This is a genomic window from Nocardioides ginsengisoli (assembly GCF_039537225.1).
GTDB classification, from domain to species: Bacteria; Actinomycetota; Actinomycetes; order Propionibacteriales; family Nocardioidaceae; genus Nocardioides; species Nocardioides ginsengisoli.
Genome location: NZ_BAABAC010000037.1, coordinates 236,161 through 253,398 on the forward strand (window position 1 = coordinate 236,161; position 17,238 = coordinate 253,398).

Below are 17,238 nucleotides of genomic sequence, written 5' to 3' on the forward strand. Positions count from 1 at the left end.
CTACTGCGGCGCGACGACGGGGATCCGCGCGTGCGTCTCGGCCGGGCGCAGCCGCAGCGTCGCCAGGCCGGGCAGGCGACCGCCAGTGGGGACGTCGACGACACCCGCGATCCGGGTGTTGCGCGGCTCGACGGTGATCCGGACCGCCTTGGGCGGCAGCGCGAGGGAGGCAGCGCGGTCAGGCTCGATCTCGACCTGCTCCTCGGCGATCTTGGCGCCCGTCGCGTCGTACGACGTCACGTGGATGACGCCCGAGCGGTCGGCGTCGCCGAGCTGGAGCGTCTTCGCGCCCTCCGGTACGACGGCCGCAGTGACCTCGCGGGTGTCGATGACCGGGGCGAGCAGGGTCAGGTCGCCGGCCGAGAGCATCCGCACGGAGGCAGCAAGCGCCTCGGGCGCGTCGACAACGATGCCGAGCACACCGTTGCCGGCCTCGCCCGCGAGCAGCGGACCGAGGTCGACGGTGGCCATCGACTGCGGCGCGACCGGGATCTCCTTCGCGCCGGTGGGCGTGAAGGTGGCGTCGGCGGTGACCAGCCGGATGTTGGCGCGGACCTCGTCCTTGCCCGGGTTGGCGAGGAAGAGGGTGGCCGCCTGCGGCTTCGCGGGGAAGCCGAGGATCAGGTTCCGCGCGCTCGGCTCGGCCTGCGTGGGCAGGAAGTCGGTGGTGGCGCGGGCCCGGCCGAGCGGGTCGCGGGTGGTGCGGGCGGCGGCGGTGACGCGGCCGCGGATGACGGTGAGGTGCGCCGCGGTGAGCGTACGGCGGGGCGCCGACTGCGAGAGGTCGATCCGGCGCACCCCGTGGGCCGGCACCTGGACGCCGCGCAGAGCCGGCTCGTCGACGGGACCGGCCGCGTCGTAGAGGGCGAGGTCGACGACCGCCTCGCCGTCGTCGGGGTTCACCAGCTCGAGCGTGGTGGAGTAGCGGGCGCTGGCGCCGAGCCCGACCAGCCACTCGTCGTACGACGGGGCGCGGCACTCGGGCACGGCGAGCGCGTCGGAGCGGCCGGCGATCAGACCGGGGGCGGCCGCGCCGGAGCCGTCGACGACGGTCGCGCCGCTGCTGCCGGGGACGACGACGGTGGCGTCCTGCGCGGCCGTCACCGGCGCCGCGTCGGCCACGGTCGTGGCCGGTCGCTTGCCGGTGAGGACCTGCAGCTCGCCGCCGGTGACGCCGGGCGTCCGGCCCACGCGCACGGTGCTGGCGTCGGAGGAGATCGCGCTCGGGCAGACCGTCGTCGCCGACGTCAGGTCGGAGGTCGTCGGCGGGCTGATGCCGGCGATCGGGTCGCTCTCGTTGCCGATGACGGCGACGCTGAGCGCGACGACGGCGGGCAGCCCGATCGCGAGCGCGACCAGGATGTCGACCTTGCGTCGCGGTGTGATCGACGCGCGGCGGCCGGGGGTGGGGGTGTTCGGCTCAGACATCGCGGTTCCTTCGCAGCGGCGGGAGGCCCAGCACGATCAGCACGGGGATCGCGACGGCCTGCACGGCGAGCAGCAGCCAGCGCAGCCAGGCGTGGTGGGAGGGCAGCGGTCCGGGCGCGGGCGTCACCTGCCAGGCGCGGGTGCCGCGCTCGGAGCTCGCCTGGTCGAGACCGGCGGTGGCGTCCAGACTGGCGGCCACGGCGCCGTCGGCGGGCGCGGCCTGGACGATGTAGAGGATGCCGCGCTTGGACAGCGCGGCCACGGCGTCCGGGTCGGGCGAGGTCACCAGCGACCGGATGGTCGCGCTGACCTTGGGGTCCTCGGGCGTGAGCGCGGAGATCTCGTCCTCGCCGACGGTCGGCCCGTCGCCGCGGTGGACCTGGTAGGTCACGCCGTCGGCGATGCTGCCGCGCAGCACGAGGACGCCGTTCTGCTCGGCCTGGTCGGCGCGCTGCGCCATGTAGACCGGGACGTCGGACGCCGGGGTGTCGGCCAGGTCCTCGGCCCCCCAGCCGGCGAACCACACCAGGCCGACCAGCGGCGTGACCAGTCCGGCGAGCGCGGCGACCGCGAGCCCGGCCTGCAGCGGCTTGGCCTGGTCGCCGAGGTGGTGGAGGGCGAGTCCGCCGAGGACGGCGGCCGTCGTCCAGGCACCGGCGAGGAAGAGCAGGACGGCGCCGACGCCGGGCTGCTGCGACACCGAGCCGGCGAGGCCGACATGCGTGGTGGCGAGCGGGATCCCGACGACCGCGGTCACCGCGGCGACCAGCCAGCAGACGACGACGGGGATGCGCGTCGAACGCGGGATCAGCGCCAGGAGCGCGAGGACCGGCAGGACCAGACCGAGCCAGGCGGGGGCGCCCAGTCCGCCGAGGCGACCGGCGAGGAGATCCCAGCCGGACGTCGCCGCGGTCGGCCAGCGGCCGACGTCGAGGACCGTGCCGGCCCACGCGCCGTCGACGAACGAGGGCAGCCACCAGGGCAGCAGCACGAGCAGCGGTACGGCGAGCGCCGCGACCGGCGGACCCCACACCGAGCGCTCGCCGGCCTCGCCCGGCAGCAGCCGGATCGCGCACGCCAGCAGCACCGCGAAGAGGACGGCGGTCACCAGCCAGGCCGGCGGCGCCACCGCGGTCACCACCGCCAGCAGCAGGCCGGTGCGCCAGCCCGCACGCCAGCGCCGGGCCGGCTCGGGGTCGGCGAAGCCGAGCGCGCTGTGCGCCATCCACGGCAGCACCGCGGCCGCGACGACGATGCCCCAACGGCCACCGCCCCAGGCACCGGAGACGAGCGGGACGAGCGCCCACGTCACCGAGCCCCAGAGGAGCAGCCAGCGCGGGGCGCCGTAGGGCGTGACGAAGCGGCCGACCACGCGCAGGAAGCGCCAGGCGCCCCACAGCGCGAAGGGCGCGGCGAGCGCCATCACGAGAGACATGAGGAGAGACGGCCCGAACGGGATGCCGAGCAGCGCGAGCAGCAGCACGTACGGCGGCGCCGGGACGTCGGATCCGAAGCCGATCGGGTGGCGGCCCTCGACGTGCAGCGACCACCAGGCGCCGATGCTGTCGGGCGTCGCGGAGAGCGCTCCCCCGCTGATGCCGCCGACGACGTCGCGGACGCCGATCAACAGTGCGAGCACGGTGACCGCGGTGGCCATCGCGACGGGGCTGGTGAAGAAGCGGACGACCAGCCCGGTGTCGGCGAAGTCGTCGTCCTCGTCGCGGTGGCGCGCCGGCGGCGGCGCCTTCCCGGCGTCGCGCTCCGCGGCCGCGGCCCGGCGCCGGTCGGCGACGTCGGCCGCCTGGTTGGTGGCGGCGGCGACCAGGTCGCCGACGAAGTCGAGGCCGTGCCGGTAGGGCACCCACCAGGGCGCCAGCAGGCGTCGTACGCGCGCCCGGTCGGCGCCGGTGCGGGTCTTGCGCGCCCGCCGGATCTGGCCGGGATGGCGCAGCACCGAGATCAGCGCGGCGAGCTCGTCGAGCGCCTCGCCGACGGCGCGGACGCAGAGCAGCCCGATGACGCGCAGCAGGGTGCCGAGGACGAGCCGGATCGCCTGCAGCGGCAAGGTGGCGCCGCGCCCGTTGGCGAGCAGCGTGAAGAGCGCGGCCCGGCGCTCCTGGAAGTGGGTGTGGCGGCCGGTGAGCGGCGTACGCCGGATGCCGCGGTGGGCGGCCTCGGCGTGGAAGACGATGGCGTCGGGGACGACGAGCGTGGTGCGCCCGGCCGCGGCGGCACGCCAGCCGAGGTCGATGTCGTTGCCGAAGATGGGCAGCGCGGGGTCGAACCCGCCGAGCTCCTCGAGGGCGGTGCGGCGCACCAGCAAGCCTGCGGAGTTGACCGCGAGCACCTCGCGGACCTCGTCGTGCTGGCCCTGGTCGTACTCGCCGCGCTCGAGGCCGGTCTCGCGGCGGCCGGTGCCGCCGATGGTGACGCCGAGCTCGAGCAGCCGCCGCAGCGAGGGCCATTCGCGCAGCTTGGGGCCGAGGAAGTCGGCGTCCGGCCGCTGTTCGGCGGCGGCCAGCAGGGCGCGCAGCGCGCCCGGGTCGGGGTTCGCGTCGTCGTGGAGGATCCACACCCACTCCGGCTCGTGGCCGGACTCGGCGAGGGCGAGCAGTCCGTCGGCGACCGCCTCCGGGAACCCGGCCGAGCCGGGCAGCGAGCGCGCGGTCAGCGGGACGCGGCCCTCGAGCGTCGTCCGGACCAGCTCGGCGCTGCCGTCACGACTTCCGGTGTCGACCGCGACCACCCGCGCGACGGGCGCCGTCTGGCCGAGCAGTCCGTCGAGGACCGCCGGCAGCCAGGACGCTCCGTCGTGACTCACGAGGAGGCAGGCGACCTCCGGCTGTTGCTCCGACACGAGGCTTGACCCTACGTCTGGCGGCAAGAAGGGGGCGAACCGTCAGCGCAGATCGGCAACGTGCCGTTGCTCTCGTCAGATGGTCAGACCGCCCTCTTCTTCAGCTTGCGCCGCTCACGCTCCGACAAGCCTCCCCAGATGCCGAAGCGCTCGTCATTGCCCAGCGCCGCCTCGAGGCATTCGACGCGGACCTCGCAGGTCTGGCAGACCTTCTTGGCTTCACGCGTCGATCCTCCCTTCTCAGGAAAGAACGCCTCGGGGTCGGTCTGAGCGCACAACGCACGCTCCTGCCACCCCAGCTCGTCGGAATCTGCCTCGACCAGGAACAGTTCCCTCACGATTTCGCCCCTTACGACTCGACCCAGTGCCCCGAACGACACTACTGGAATTACATACGTGTCATATCCAAACAGTCAAGGTCGAATCTGCTATAGGCAGCCCCGTGCAGACTGCGTCGCACGGGCAGGGCACAGTTGTCCCCTGTGGAATCGACACCTGACGTGACAGCCGCTCCGGCATTGCGGAACCTGACCGTCCTGTCCGGCGGCATGGGCGGGGCCCGCTTCCTGCAGGGCCTCCTCCACGGCATCGCCGCCGAAACCCTACCCGGTGTCGCCCCGGACGCCCACGTGACGGTGATCGCCAACAACTGCGACGACTGGTGGATCCACGGCCTCAAGGTCTGCCCCGACCTCGACACGGTGATGTACACCCTCGGCGACGGGATCGACCTCGAGCGCGGATGGGGACGGCGGGCCGAGACGTGGAGCGCGAAGGAGGAGCTGGCAGCGTACGGCGTCGAGCCGACCTGGTTCGGCCTCGGCGACCGCGACATCGCCACCCACCTGGTCCGGACCCAGATGCTCGACGCGGGATTCCCGCTGTCGAAGGTCACCGAGGCCCTGTGCCGCCGCTGGCTCGCCCCGACGTACGGCGACTCCCTGACCCTGCTGCCGATGACCGACGACCGGGTGGAGACCCATGTCGCCGTGGCGGACGACACGTCCCCGAGCGGCCGCAGGGTCGTGCACTTCCAGGAGTACTGGGTGCGGCTGCACGCCGAGGTCCCCGCCGAGCAGGTCGTCTTCGTCGGCCTCGACCAGAGCACGCCGGCGCCCGGCGTCGTCGAGGCGATCGCGGGCTCCGACCTGGTGATCCTGCCGCCGTCGAACCCGGTCGTGTCGGTCGGCACCATCCTCGGCGTCGACGGGATCCGCGACGCGGTGCGGTCGACGTCCGCGCAAGTCGTCGGCCTCTCCCCCATCGTCGGCGACACGCACGTCCGCGGCATGGCCCAGCAGATGCTGACCTCGATCGGCGTCGAGGTGAGCGCGGCCGGGGTCGGCCTCAACTACGGCGCCCGCAGCGCCGGCGGCGTCCTCGACGGCTGGCTGATCGACGAGCGCGACGCGGCCCAGGTCGCCCGGCTCGAGGCGGCCGGCATCACGGCGGCCGCGGTGCCGCTGATGATGACCGACCACGACGCGACGGCCGCGATGGCCGCCGCCGCGATCGACCTGGTCCGCTGATGGAGCTGTACGTCGCCGCGCCGGACGGCGTCCCCGAGATCCGTCCCGGCGACGACCTCGCCGACGTCCTCCTCACCGCGCTCGGCCCCGACGCTCTGACCGACGGCGACGTGCTCGTCGTCACCAGCAAGGTCGTCAGCAAGGCCGAGGGCCGGGTCGTCACCGGCGACCGCGAGGCCTGGGTGGAGGCCGAGACCGCGCGGCTCGTGGCCCGTCGTGGCGGCACCCGGATCGTCCGCAACCGGATCGGCCTCACCATGGCCGCGGCCGGGGTCGACGCCTCGAACGTCGAGCTGGGCGCCGTCGTCCTGCTGCCGCTCGACCCCGATGCCTCCGCCCGCCGACTGCGCGCAGGCGTCGCCGAGAGCCGCGGCGTCAACATCGGGGTGATCGTCACCGACACCGCCGGCCGCGCCTGGCGCGAGGGACAGACCGACATCGCAATCGGCGCGGCCGGCATCGAGGTCCTGGAGTCCTTCGCCGGCCGGGTCGACGCCCACGGCAACGAGCTGGCCGTCACCGCGCCGGCCGTCGCCGACGAGCTGGCGTCCGCCGTCGAGCTCGCGCAGGGCAAGCTCGGCGCGCGCCCGTGCGCCGTCGTCCGCGGTCGGGCCGACCTGGTCCTCCCCGCCGGCGACGACGGGCCCGGCGCCCGGGCGCTGATCCGGGCCGAGGGCGCCGACCTGTTCGGGTACGGCGCCCGCGAGGCCGTGATCCAGGCGGTCGCCGCGCGGCCGGAGGGCCGGGTCCCGTTCGGCTCCCCCGTCGGCGCCGACGACCTGGTCGACGCGCTGGGCCGCGCCGGGATCACCGCGCGCACCGCCGGCGCCGGCGCCGTCCACGCCGACGCGAGCCGCCGGGCGGCCGCCGACATCGTCGCCTTCGCCCACGGCTGGGCGGCCGAGGATGACAGCGATCTTGGCACCGACCTGCGGTTTCGCCCGGTCACTCCGTAGACTCACCGCGTTCCGTCGCCACCACGAAGACGAGGTACTCCGCACGTGGGCAAGTCCAGCAAGACCGCCAAGGCTGACCGCCGGCAGGTCATCGAGGAGATCCGCCGCAAGCAGAAGGGCGCCCAGCGGCGCCAGGGCATGGCGATCGTCGGCGTGTGCGTCCTCGTCGCGGTGTTGATCATCGGTGCGGCGGCCTACCCCAAGGTCCGCGAGATGATCGACACCCAGAAGTGGAAGGGCAAGTCGGTCGCCGAGATCGGTGCCAAGGCCTCCGTGTGCGGCGACGTCACCGAGAAGGACGCGACCGGCAGCGGCGACCACGTCCCCACCGGCCAGCAGGTCTCCTACAAGGACGCCCCGCCGGCGTTCGGCCCGCACTGGAACGAGGCCGGCATCGCGCCCGCCCCGATCGCCGACCGCTTCTACACCTCGTCGAGCCGTCCCGAGCTCGAGTCGCTGATCCACAACAGCGAGCACGGCTACACGATCCTCTGGTACGACCAGCACGCCGCCGACGACACCGGCGAGATCACCGCGATCAAGTCGATCGCCAAGATCATGGACGCCAACGACACCAACCAGCGCCTGAAGTTCAAGGCCGTGCCGTGGACCGCGAAGGACGCCAAGGAGGTCGGCAAGGACTTCCCGAAGGGCCAGCACATCGCGTTCACCCACTGGCGGGTCGACCCCAAGACCCAGAAGCAGTACGGCGCCTGGCAGTACTGCTCCGACGTGAGCGGCGCCGCCCTTCAGTCCTTCATGGACAAGTACCCGTTCACCGACGCGCCGGAGCCCTACGCGTACTGATCCCTTCCCGCTGACTCACACCAGGTCGTCGCGGCCCTGATCCTTCAGGGCCGCGACGACCTGCTTCACGTCCTGGGCCCGTGCGCGGGTCGTGACGAGCAGCGCATCGGGGGTGTCGACCACGACGACGTCGTCGAGGCCGACGACGGCGACCATCCGGCCCGCCTGGGGGACGACGATTCCGCTCGCGCCGAGCAGCTGGGTCAGCGACGCGTCGCCCAGTACGGTCGCGTCCTTCGCGTCGCCGAGAAGCGTGGCGAGGGAGTCGAAGTCACCGATGTCGTCCCAGCCGAAGGCGCCGGGGATGGTGACCACGCGCCCCGCGGCGGCCGCGGGCTCCGCGACGGCGTGGTCGATGGCGATCTTGGGCAGCGTGTCCCACAGCTCGGCGAGCCGGTGCGGCTCGGCAGCGATGGCACGCAGGGTCGCGGCGAAGTCGGCGTCCTGCTCGGCGAGCAGATCGAGCAGGACGTCGGGCCGGACCACGAACATGCCGGCGTTCCAACGGTAGGCGCCCGTCGCGAGGTACTCCTCGGCGACCGCCACCGATGGCTTCTCGACGAACTCCACGACCCGCCGCGCGGACGGGTGGCCCGCGAGCCCGTCTCCCTGGCGGATGTAGCCGAACGCCGCCGACGGGAAGGTCGGCTCGATGCCGATCGTGACCAGCCAGCCCTCTCGGGCCGCCGCCACCGCGTCGGCGACGGCCGCACCGAAGCCCTCGGGGTCGTCGATGACGTGGTCGGCGGCGAAGGAGCCCATGACCTCGGCGCCCCGACGCTCCAGGATCGCGGCGGCCAGGCCGATCGCGGCCATCGAGTCGCGGGCCGACGGCTCCGCCACGACGGCGTCGTCGGGCAGCTCGGCCAGCTGCTCGCGGACGGCGTCGCGGTGGGCCTTGCCGGTCACCACGAGCAGCCGGTCGCCGACGAGCGGCGCGAGCCGGTCGTGGGTCTGCTCCAGCAGGGAGCGGCCGGAGCCGGTGAGGTCGTGCAGGAACTTCGGCGAGCCCGACCGGGACAGCGGCCAGAGGCGGGTTCCGGCGCCGCCGGCGGGGACCACGGCCCAGAACCCAGGGATCTCGTCAGCGACCATGCGCCGCACCCTATCTTTGCCTTCGTGACCACCTTCGCCGCCGTCCTCAGTCAGCGCCTGCGCCAGGATCCGGGCCGGCCGCTGGTCACCTTCTACGACCACGCGAGCGGCGAGCGCGTCGAGCTCTCCGCGACCACCTGGGCCAACTGGGTGGCGAAGGCGGGCTCGCTGCTCGTCGACGAGCTGGGTCTCGAGCGCGGCGACCGGATCGCGATCGACCTGCCGCCGCACTGGCTGAGTACCGTCTTCCTCGGCGCCGCCTGGAATGCCGGGCTGGTCGTCGTACCGACGGACGACGCAGAGCTCGCCGTCGTCGTCTGCGGTCCCGACACACTGCCCGACTGGGCGTCCCGCGCGCCCGGCCTGATCGTGCTGGCCTGCGCGCTGCTGCCGCTCGGCGTCCGGTTCGCCGAGCCGGTGCCGGCCGGCGTCCACGACGTGGGGGTCGAGATCTGGTCCCAGCCGGACGCCTTCACGCCGTGGGACCCGCCGACCGCCGACGATGCGGCGTACGTCGTCGACGGGGTCGTGGTCAGTCAGGGAGAGCTCTGGCAGGAGGCGGCCGCCGGCCGTCTGGTCGGCAGCGGCCGCCTCCTGTCCGTCGCCGACCCCGTGAAGGAGCCGGCGATCGTGAGTGAGCCGCTCACTCTGGGCGGCTCACTCGTCCTGGTCGCCCGGGCCGAGCCGGAGCGTCTCGAGGCGACCTACGTCGCCGAGCACGCCACGGCCCGCTTCCCCGCCTGAACGACCAGGACAAGCCTTCTCGGTCGGGCGCTAGCCCGCCAGGTCGAACGCCGCTCGCGTGGTGACCGGGATGGCCGGGCTGATCTTGCCGTTGACCACGGGCACCAGCGAGACGGTCTTCGTCGTGCTGTCGCGGACGGCGAGCATCTTGGTGGTGGTGCCGGGCATCGTGCCGAGTCCGATGATCCAGTCCCATGCGCCGGCGTACACCTTGACCGTGGCGGCCGCGCTCCAGCCGCCGGGGCCGTTGCCCTTGTAGGCGATGAGCGAGCCGCCGTTGCGGACCAGGCTGTCGGGGGCGCCGTCGGTGTCCCAGAGGCCGACGCCGATCTGCTGGGTGCCGGCGACCGCACTGTAGGCGGCGTAGCTCGCCTGGAAGCCCTTGGTGCCGTTGCCCGGGTAGATCCGCATCCGGTCGCCCTTCGGCTGGCCCATGAAGTCCGGGTAGCCGTCGCCGGTCACGTCGCCCACCGCCGCGAGCAGCTTGACGTTCTTGAAGGTGCCGATCGCGTACCCGGGCCAGAACTGCCCGCGCCCGTTGCCGCGGTAGAGGATCGCCGCCGAGTCGCTGGCCCGGATCGCGATGATGTCGTTGTTGCCGTCGCGGTCCCAGTCGCCGGCGCGCATGATCTGCGAGGCCCACGGGACGTAGACGTTGGTGAGGATCCGGCCCGACGTACGCCACGAGGTGCCGACGCGCTTGGTGTCGAGGAACATCAGCCGGCCGTTGCCGGCCTTGCGGATGAGGATGTCGGGGTTGGCGGTGCCGACGTAGTTGCCGAGCAGGTCGCGTCCGGCCCAGCCCTTCTGTGCCTTCGCCGCGAGCGTGCGGATGTTCGGGATCTGCGCGTAGAGGTACTTGCCGGGGCACGCCGTCTTGCCGGCGTCGCGGTGGCCGTTGATCGCCTTGAACGTCTTGGTGCCGAGCAGTTGGCTGGTCGCCGTCGCGCTCACGCCGTGGAGCGAGAGCTTCCAGGCGAACAGGGCGCCGTACGCGTTGACCATGGCGCTGCTGGGCTGGGCGATGTCGTAGTTGCCGATCGCCGACATCGCGAACGAGTAGTTGTTGTAGCCCTGGGTGTGCGCCCCGACCACCGGCCGGTCGACGCCGCCCGCGCGGCCCTCCCAGATCCGGCCGAAGCGGTCGACGAGGAAGTTGTAGCCGATGTCGCTCCAGCCGCGGGAGCGGGTGTGGTAGCTGTAGATGCCGCGGATGATCCCCGGGACCTGCGCCGCGGTGTAGTTGTTGGCGTTGACCGTGTGGTGCACGAAGCCGGCGCGGACCTCGTAGTACTGCGGCGAGCCGTCGCGCATCCGCTCGTCGGCGCCCCACTGGGCGCGGGAGTAGATCTGCGGCTTCGGCGTGTAGGTCGCCGACTGCAGCGCCAGGTCGCCGGTGGTGTCGGTGGTGTCGGTGCCGGTCGGGTCGGTGCCCGGGGTGTCGGTGCCGGTGGTGCCGGTGGTGCCGGTCGTGGCCGGGACGTCGCCGGTGGTGCGCGCCGACGCGAGCCGCGCGGTGTCGATCGCGGGCCGCTGCTTGGCGGTCGCGGTCGGCGTACCGGGGTCGATGACGGCGAGCTTCATGTCCGCCGGCGCGACCTTCTTGGTGGTGATCTTGACCTGGACCTTGTCGACGATGCCGACCGCGATCGCCTCGGTGCCGGGGCGCGAGCGGCGGCCCTCCGCGCTGCGCGGGTCGGGGCCGTGGTCGTCGTGGTACTCCGCCGCCGTCCAGCCGCTCCACTTCGCGCCGGTGCGTGTGCGGACCTTGACCGAGATGGCGTCGTCCGGGATCACCTTCGCGTCGTGCGCCCACGTCACGCCGACCGTGCCGTAGCCGGTCACCGGCAGCGCCGTGCTCGTGATCGTGTCGCCTCCCCCGGCCTTCGCCTGGGTCGTGGCCCGCAGCGCGACGCGCCCGCGCGCGGCGCCGGTGGGCGCCGTCAGCGAGTACTCCGCGACCTTGGGGTCGACCACGCCGGTCGGCACCCGCGTCGGGATGGTCGCCGACTCCAGCGCCATGCCCGGCGCGACGGCGGCCGCCGTCGGCTGCGCGGGACGGACGTCCATGGTGACCGTGCGCGCAGCGGGGGTCAGGACGGCGACGACGACGGCAAGCGCGAACGCCTGCTGGCTGAGCGTCACGAACCGCCCGCGGCGGGTGCGCTCAGGGATCTCCGTGGGGTACGGCGACATGATCAAGCTCCAGACGTGTGTGCAGGGGAAGGTGTCACACGAGTAGCAACTTTCACATGAGTCACATCAGTCAGGGAAGACCTGGTGAGTAACTACAAGCGTGTAATTTCCAGTCGACACGCCGATCGTTGCCAGATTTCTGATCGGCGCTCCCCCGCCACGTCTGAGGGCATGCGGGCACGCGAAAAGACCGCCCCGGCGCGATCGGGCGCGTCGGGGCGGCTCAGAGGCGGATCAGAGGCGGATCAGAGGCGGATCAGGCGACCGTGTGCAGCTCGAAGCGCAGCCCGAGCGCCCGCGGCACCGCGGACGGATCGTCGGCCGACTCCTCGAGCGCCGGCTCGAGATAGGTGGCGAGATCCTCGAGGCCGTCGAGATGGTCGGCGACGTCGAAGCGCTGGAACTTCCCGCCCTCGGTCATGACCGCCTCCTTTCCGAACGCCACTCGTCAGACAGCTCGTGTGGCGATGACCTCGAGCATCTGTCGACTTAACTGACAGCCTGCCGGCCCTCCACGCCGACCGGAAGGGATGGCCGGGACAGCGAAAGCAACCCAACGCCAGCACGCCGCTGCGGCCTCGACTGGCCGCCCAACGGCCCTGCACCGCGCCCCCGACAACTGCGTGCGCGGCAGCGCGGCGAGAGCCGCCCTCCGACAGCTTGCTGCCCCGACGGCGGCGAAGATGCGCTCGCGTCAAAGGCAGGCTAGATGTCGTTGGCGATGTCGTCGTCGGCTTGCAGCTCGTCGTCCTCGTCGGGCTCGTCGTAGTGCAGGTACGAGATACCGGCGGCGGGGTCGCCGTCGAAGCCGAGTTTGCCCTGCTCGAGAACGATGACCCGGCTGCACATCTTCATCACCGAGCCGGGCGAGTGGCTGACGTAGAAGAGGGTGCGGCCGCTGTCGCGGATCTCGCGCATCTTCCGCATGCACTTGACCTTGAAGGGCTTGTCGCCGACGGCGAGGACCTCGTCGGCGAGGAAGATGTCGGAGTCGACGTGGATCGCGATCGCGAAGCCGAGGCGCGCCTTCTGGCCGGACGAGTAGTGGCCGACCGGGCCGTCGAGGGTGGAGCCGAGCTCGGCGAAGTCGACGATGGAGTCGAACTTCCGCCGGATCTCGGCCTCGCCCATGCCCAGGATGGCGGCATTGAGGAAGAGGTTGTCACGGCCGGAGAGCTGGTTGTGGAAGCCGGCTCCGGTGGCGATCAGGCCGGCGATCCGGCCGCGGGTGAGGATGCTGCCCTCGTCGGGACGCATGACGCCGTTGATGAGCTTGAGCAGGGTGCTCTTGCCGGAGCCGTTGAGGCCCATGATGCCGATCGACTCGCCCTGCTCGACGGTGAACGAGACGTCGTCGACCGCCTTGAAGGTGTGACCGGTGTCGCGGCCCTTCGCCTTCGCGACCGTCACCTCCTTGAAGGTGCGGTGATAGCGCAGCGTGAAGTACTTCGTGGCGTTCTCGACCACGATCGATTTCGCCATGTCAGAGACGCTCCGGGATCTTGTTCTCGAGCCGGCTGAAGACGAACTGCGCCAGCACGAGCAGCACCAGGCTGCCCGCGAGAGCGGCGACGCCGATCAGCAGCAGGTGGTCGGGCATGACCGCCTTGAACTTCTCGTGGGCCGGCACGGTGCCGTACCAGAACGCGCGCTGGAACAGCAGGACGGCGTCCGCGAGCGGGTTGAAGAGGAAGTACTGCGCGGCCGAGCCGAAGCGCTCGTGGACCAGCGAGTAGGGGTACATCATCGTCACGCCGAAGCGGACGAAGTGGTTGAACACGTTGACCGCGTTGCCGAAGTCGTTGAAGAAGACGTTGGCCGCGCTGAACATCAGCGCACCCGCGGTGCCGAGGGTGGCGATGATTGCCAGGCCGAGCAGGAAGGCGGCCATGCCCACCATGTCGGGGCGCCACCCCGAGGCGAGCGAGGCGATCGTCAGGATCACGACCTGCGGGATCACGTGGTAGAGCGACACCAGCATGGTCGCCACGGGGAACATCTCCCGCGGCATGGCCATCTTCACGACGAGCGCCCGGTTGCGAGCGATCGAGCGGGTTCCCGCGCCGAAGGTCTCGGTGAAGAAGTGGACGATGATCAGCGCCGCGAACAGGTGGATCGGGAAGTGCGGGACGTTCTTGTGCAGGCCCAGGATCGCGCCGAGCACGAACCAGTAGATGAAGAACTGCGACAGCGGGTTGATGTAGGACCACAGCAACCCCAGGAACGAGCCCTGATAGCGCGCGCTGATCTCGCGGGAGACCAGCAGCTTGAGCAGGTAGCGGCGCTCGAAGACCCCCACCAGGCCGTTGCCGGCCGACGGGGCCTTGAGCGGCGGGAGGTCAGCCTCGGTGGGCTGCGCGGCGACGGCCTCAGTCATCGGCGGCTCCGTCCGTCCAGGGCGCGAAGGTCTTCTCCCAGGCCTCCGGCGACGTGATGTCGGCGAGCGCGTCACGGTACTGCTGTGCGAGCGCGGGCCACTCCTTGCGGTAGCGGGAGTGGATCGCGAGCGTTCGCTTCACCAGGTCCTTGAACCGCTCGTTGTCGCGAACGTACAGCGCCGCGGAAGCGCCGTCGTTCATCGACACGACCGCCGAGTCGAAGGACGCGAGGCGGTACCACTTGGCGTCCATGGCGCGGATCTCGACCTCGGGGAACTCCCGGGACAGCTGCCGCGGCTTCTTCAGGTGGCGGATCGGCGCCAGTCCGGCGGTGATCAGCTGCGACTTGCGGCTCGGGACCTCGGTGAGGTCCTTGCCCTTGCGCGGCGGCTTCTCGCGGCGCACCGGCGCGAAGTCGTCGGGGTCGGCGTGCAGCTGGGCGTCGGAGAACTGCTTGCGGAAGGCGTTGACCTCCGCCAGGCGGGTCGGGAGCATCGCGTGCAGCGCGTGCGGGCCGGCGAGCACGTCCTCGAGCGCCATCAGCCGCAGCTCGGCGGTGGAGTACTGCATGGAGACCAGGTGGGCGAGCTGGTGGTTGATGCTCTCGCGGATCATCCGGCCGCCGCGCGGGTACGTCGAGTGCAGCAGGGCCGCGACGAACCGGTTGCGCAGGTGGAAGTAGGCCTGCCAGTCGACCGCGTCGTTCTTGTCGGTCCACGGCACGTGCCAGACCGCGGCGCCCGGGAAGGTGACCGTCGGATAGCCGGCCGCCTTGGCGCGCAGACCGTACTCGGAGTCGTCCCACTTGATGAACAGCGGCAGCGACAGGCCGATCTCCTCGATCACCGCACGCGGGATCAGGCACATGAACCAGCCGTTGAAGTCGACGTCGAGCCGCTTGTGCAGCCACCGCGCCGAGCGCAGGTTGCGGGCGCCGAAGTCCCAGTCGTTGTAGGTGTCGAGCGGCGACATCCACCAGAACCGCCACGGCTGGACGATCTCGCCGAAGCTGTGCAGCCGGCTCTTGGCGAAGAGGCTGAACATGTGGCCGCCGACGATCGTGGGACGGCGGGCCAGGTCGCCGAAGGTGACCGCGCGGATGATGCCCTCGGGCTCGCAGACCACGTCGTCGTCCATCATCATCGCGTACGTCGCGGTGCCCTTGCGGACCGACTCCAGCTGCCCGCGGGCGTAGCCGCCCGAGCCGCCCAGGTTGCCCTGCTCGATGACCCGGAGCTTGTCGCCCAGCCCCGCCTGCGCCGCCGGGAAGTGCTCGCTGCCGGTGACCGGCTGGGTGCCCTGCTCCATCACGAAGACCGTGTCGAGGTAGGGCGCGAGCTCGGCCGTGCCGAGCTGGCCGAGGAGCTCGGCGCAGAAGTCGGGGCGGTTCATCGTGGTGATCGCCAGGTCGACGGTGCCGTGCTCGGCGCGGTCGGCGGGCACCAGCGCGGTCCACTCCGCCGACTCGACGGTCACGGCGCCGTGGCCGGCCACGACGTCGTACCAGTACCAGCCGCCGTCGACGAACGGGCCGAGCGGCAGCTCGAAGGTGAGCGTGGTCGGGCCGTCGGCCTCGGTGACGACGCTCTCGACCTTCTGCTGCCGGCCGTTGGCCATCGACTTGTTGACGATGACGGTCGCGCCGGCGCCGCGGACGGTGACGGCGAGCGTCACCGCGCTGACGACGGTCCAGCGCCGCCAGTAGCTGGCCGGGAAGGCGTTGAAGTAGGTGCCGAAGGAGAGCTTGTCGCCCGACGGGATCTGCACCGCCGTGCGCGAGAGCAGCTGGTCGGGACGGATGCCGCGACCGCTGGAGGTCTTCTGCCGGATCGAGGCGTTGTTGAGCTCCTTGGCCGCGCGCGAGCCGCCGACGACGTACTTGTCCTCGTCGAGGTTGGCCTCATCGGGGTCGAGGTAGAGCGGCAGGACGTCGACGTCGCCGTCGACGGGCAGGATCTGGCGCTGGAGCAGGCGGCGCACGGTCGCGGTCTGGTTGTCGCTCACGCGTCCACCCCGCCGCTCTTGAGCTCGGCCCCGTCGGCGAAGTGCGGGCGGAGCTTGTTGTCGTACATGGACAGCGCCGACGCGATCGCCATGTGCATGTCCAGGTACTTGTAGGTACCCAGGCGGCCCCCGAAGAGGACCATTGGCTCCCGCTCGGCGAGGTCGCGGTACTTGAGCAGCTTCTCGCGGTCCTCGGCGGTGTTGACCGGGTAGTACGGCTCGTCGGTGTCCTCCGCGAAGCGGCTGTACTCCCGGACGATGACGGTCTTGCCCTCGGGGTAGCTGCGCTCGGGGTGGAAGTGCTTGAACTCGTGGATGCGCGTGAAGTCGACGTCGGGGTCGGGGTAGTTCATGACCGCACAGCCCTGGAAGTCGTCGACCTCGAGGACCTCGGGGATCAGGTCGACGGTGCGCCAGGAGAGCCGGCCCTCGCTGTTGCCGAAGTACTCGTCGACCGGGCCGGTGTAGACCACCGGCACCTTGCCCTTGAACTCGTCGGCGACGCCGTCGGCGAGGAAGTCGGTGTCGAGGACGACGGTGATGTTGGGGTGGTCGGCCATCTTCGCCAGCCACGCGGCGTAGCCGTCGGTCGGCAGGCCCTCGTAGGTGTCGTTGAAGTAGCGGTTGTCGTAGGTGTAGCGCACCGGGAGCCGCGAGATGATGTCGGCCGAGAGCTCCTCCGGAGCGGTCTGCCACTGCTTGGCGGTGTAGTGGGCGATGAACGCCTCGTAGAGCGGGCGGCCGATGAGCGAGACGCCCTTCTCGACGAAGTTCTCCGGCTCCTTGTCGCCCAGCTCGCTCGCCTGCTCCTTGATCAGTGCCCGCGCCTGGGCCGGCGTGTAGGCCGCGTCGAAGAACTGGTTGATCGTGCCGAGGTTGATCGGCAGCGGGTAGACCTGACCGTCGTGGGTGCTGTAGACGCGGTGCTGGTAGCCGGTGAACGAGGTGAACCGGTTGACGTACTCCCACACCCGCTCGTTGCTCGTGTGGAACAGGTGGGCGCCGTACTTGTGGACCTCGATGCCGGTCTCAGGCTCGGGCTCGCTGTAGGCGTTGCCGCCCAGGTGCGAGCGCCGCTCGATGACGAGGACCTGCAGCCCCAGGTCGACGGCGCAGCGCTCGGCGATGGTGAGGCCGAAGAAGCCGGAGCCGACGACGACGATGTCGGGGTTGGTCGAGGTGAGGGTCACGCCGGGTGAGTCTACGGAGGTGGGGGGCGCCAGACACATCTGGCACGCGCGTGA

14 protein-coding genes are annotated in these 17,238 nt (G+C 71.6%); 4 read left to right on the forward strand and 10 right to left on the reverse strand.

Annotated features, from left to right (window positions below; all coding sequences use genetic code 11):
• The 3 genes from AB4880_RS19745 to AB4880_RS19755 all read right to left on the reverse strand — a co-directional run bounded on the left by AB4880_RS19745 (position 1) and on the right by AB4880_RS19755 (position 4,623).
• On the reverse strand, positions 1-1,428 hold the full coding sequence (locus tag AB4880_RS19745) for a DUF5719 family protein (protein WP_367920929.1): 1,428 nt from the start codon (positions 1,426-1,428) through the stop codon (positions 1-3).
• Positions 1,421-4,285: a glycosyltransferase gene (locus AB4880_RS19750; RefSeq protein ID WP_367920930.1), complete on the reverse strand. Its 2,865-nt coding sequence runs from the start codon at positions 4,283-4,285 to the stop codon at positions 1,421-1,423. Before AB4880_RS19750 ends, AB4880_RS19745 begins: the two co-directional genes overlap by 8 nt.
• An 83-nt stretch (positions 4,286-4,368) precedes the next feature.
• Entirely contained in the window at positions 4,369-4,623 is a 255-nt protein-coding gene (locus AB4880_RS19755) for a WhiB family transcriptional regulator (protein ID WP_038680682.1), read from the reverse strand.
• Between the two features lie 162 nt (positions 4,624-4,785).
• Here AB4880_RS19755 and cofD point away from each other — a divergent pair, with 162 nt between their 5' ends.
• From cofD to AB4880_RS19770, 3 genes are read left to right on the forward strand one after another with little or no spacing between them, the layout of a single operon-like run.
• Entirely contained in the window at positions 4,786-5,814 is a 1,029-nt protein-coding gene (gene cofD, locus AB4880_RS19760) for a 2-phospho-L-lactate transferase (protein ID WP_367920931.1), read from the forward strand.
• A complete protein-coding gene (gene cofE, locus AB4880_RS19765) occupies positions 5,814-6,770 on the forward strand; it encodes a coenzyme F420-0:L-glutamate ligase (RefSeq protein ID WP_367920932.1) in 957 nt (318 codons plus the stop codon). The genes cofD and cofE overlap by 1 nt, the downstream gene beginning before the upstream one ends.
• A 45-nt stretch (positions 6,771-6,815) precedes the next feature.
• Positions 6,816-7,577, forward strand: coding sequence for a DUF3105 domain-containing protein (locus tag AB4880_RS19770; RefSeq protein WP_367920933.1), 762 nt, complete (start codon positions 6,816-6,818; stop codon positions 7,575-7,577).
• Between the two features lie 15 nt (positions 7,578-7,592).
• Here AB4880_RS19770 and AB4880_RS19775 read toward each other — a convergent pair whose 3' ends face one another.
• Complete coding sequence (locus AB4880_RS19775) at positions 7,593-8,672, reverse strand: mannose-1-phosphate guanylyltransferase (protein WP_367920934.1); 1,080 nt, start codon at positions 8,670-8,672, stop codon at positions 7,593-7,595.
• Positions 8,673-8,696: 24 nt separating this feature from the next.
• On the opposite strand from AB4880_RS19775, the gene AB4880_RS19780 reads away from it, so the two are divergent.
• Positions 8,697-9,416: a TIGR03089 family protein gene (locus tag AB4880_RS19780; RefSeq protein ID WP_367920935.1), complete on the forward strand. Its 720-nt coding sequence runs from the start codon at positions 8,697-8,699 to the stop codon at positions 9,414-9,416.
• Between the two features lie 30 nt (positions 9,417-9,446).
• Here the strand turns inward: AB4880_RS19780 and AB4880_RS19785 are convergent, their stop codons facing one another.
• The 6 genes from AB4880_RS19785 to glf all read right to left on the reverse strand — a co-directional run bounded on the left by AB4880_RS19785 (position 9,447) and on the right by glf (position 17,184).
• Positions 9,447-11,612, reverse strand: a complete 2,166-nt coding sequence (locus AB4880_RS19785; RefSeq protein ID WP_367920936.1) for an N-acetylmuramoyl-L-alanine amidase — start codon at positions 11,610-11,612, stop codon at positions 9,447-9,449.
• A gap of 256 nt (positions 11,613-11,868) precedes the next feature.
• Positions 11,869-12,033, reverse strand: a complete 165-nt coding sequence (locus tag AB4880_RS19790) for a hypothetical protein (RefSeq protein WP_367920937.1) — start codon at positions 12,031-12,033, stop codon at positions 11,869-11,871.
• A gap of 284 nt (positions 12,034-12,317) precedes the next feature.
• A complete protein-coding gene (locus tag AB4880_RS19795) occupies positions 12,318-13,094 on the reverse strand; it encodes an ABC transporter ATP-binding protein (protein ID WP_367920938.1) in 777 nt (258 codons plus the stop codon).
• Between the two features lies 1 nt (position 13,095).
• Positions 13,096-13,989 (reverse strand): ABC transporter permease, encoded by an 894-nt coding sequence (locus tag AB4880_RS19800; protein ID WP_367920939.1) that lies wholly within the window; start codon positions 13,987-13,989, stop codon positions 13,096-13,098.
• A complete protein-coding gene (locus tag AB4880_RS19805; RefSeq protein WP_367920940.1) occupies positions 13,982-15,994 on the reverse strand; it encodes a glycosyltransferase in 2,013 nt (670 codons plus the stop codon). Before AB4880_RS19805 ends, AB4880_RS19800 begins: the two co-directional genes overlap by 8 nt.
• Positions 15,991-17,184, reverse strand: coding sequence for a UDP-galactopyranose mutase (gene glf / locus AB4880_RS19810; RefSeq protein ID WP_367920941.1), 1,194 nt, complete (start codon positions 17,182-17,184; stop codon positions 15,991-15,993). The genes AB4880_RS19805 and glf overlap by 4 nt, the downstream gene beginning before the upstream one ends.
• Between the last annotated feature and the right edge of the window lie 54 nt (positions 17,185-17,238).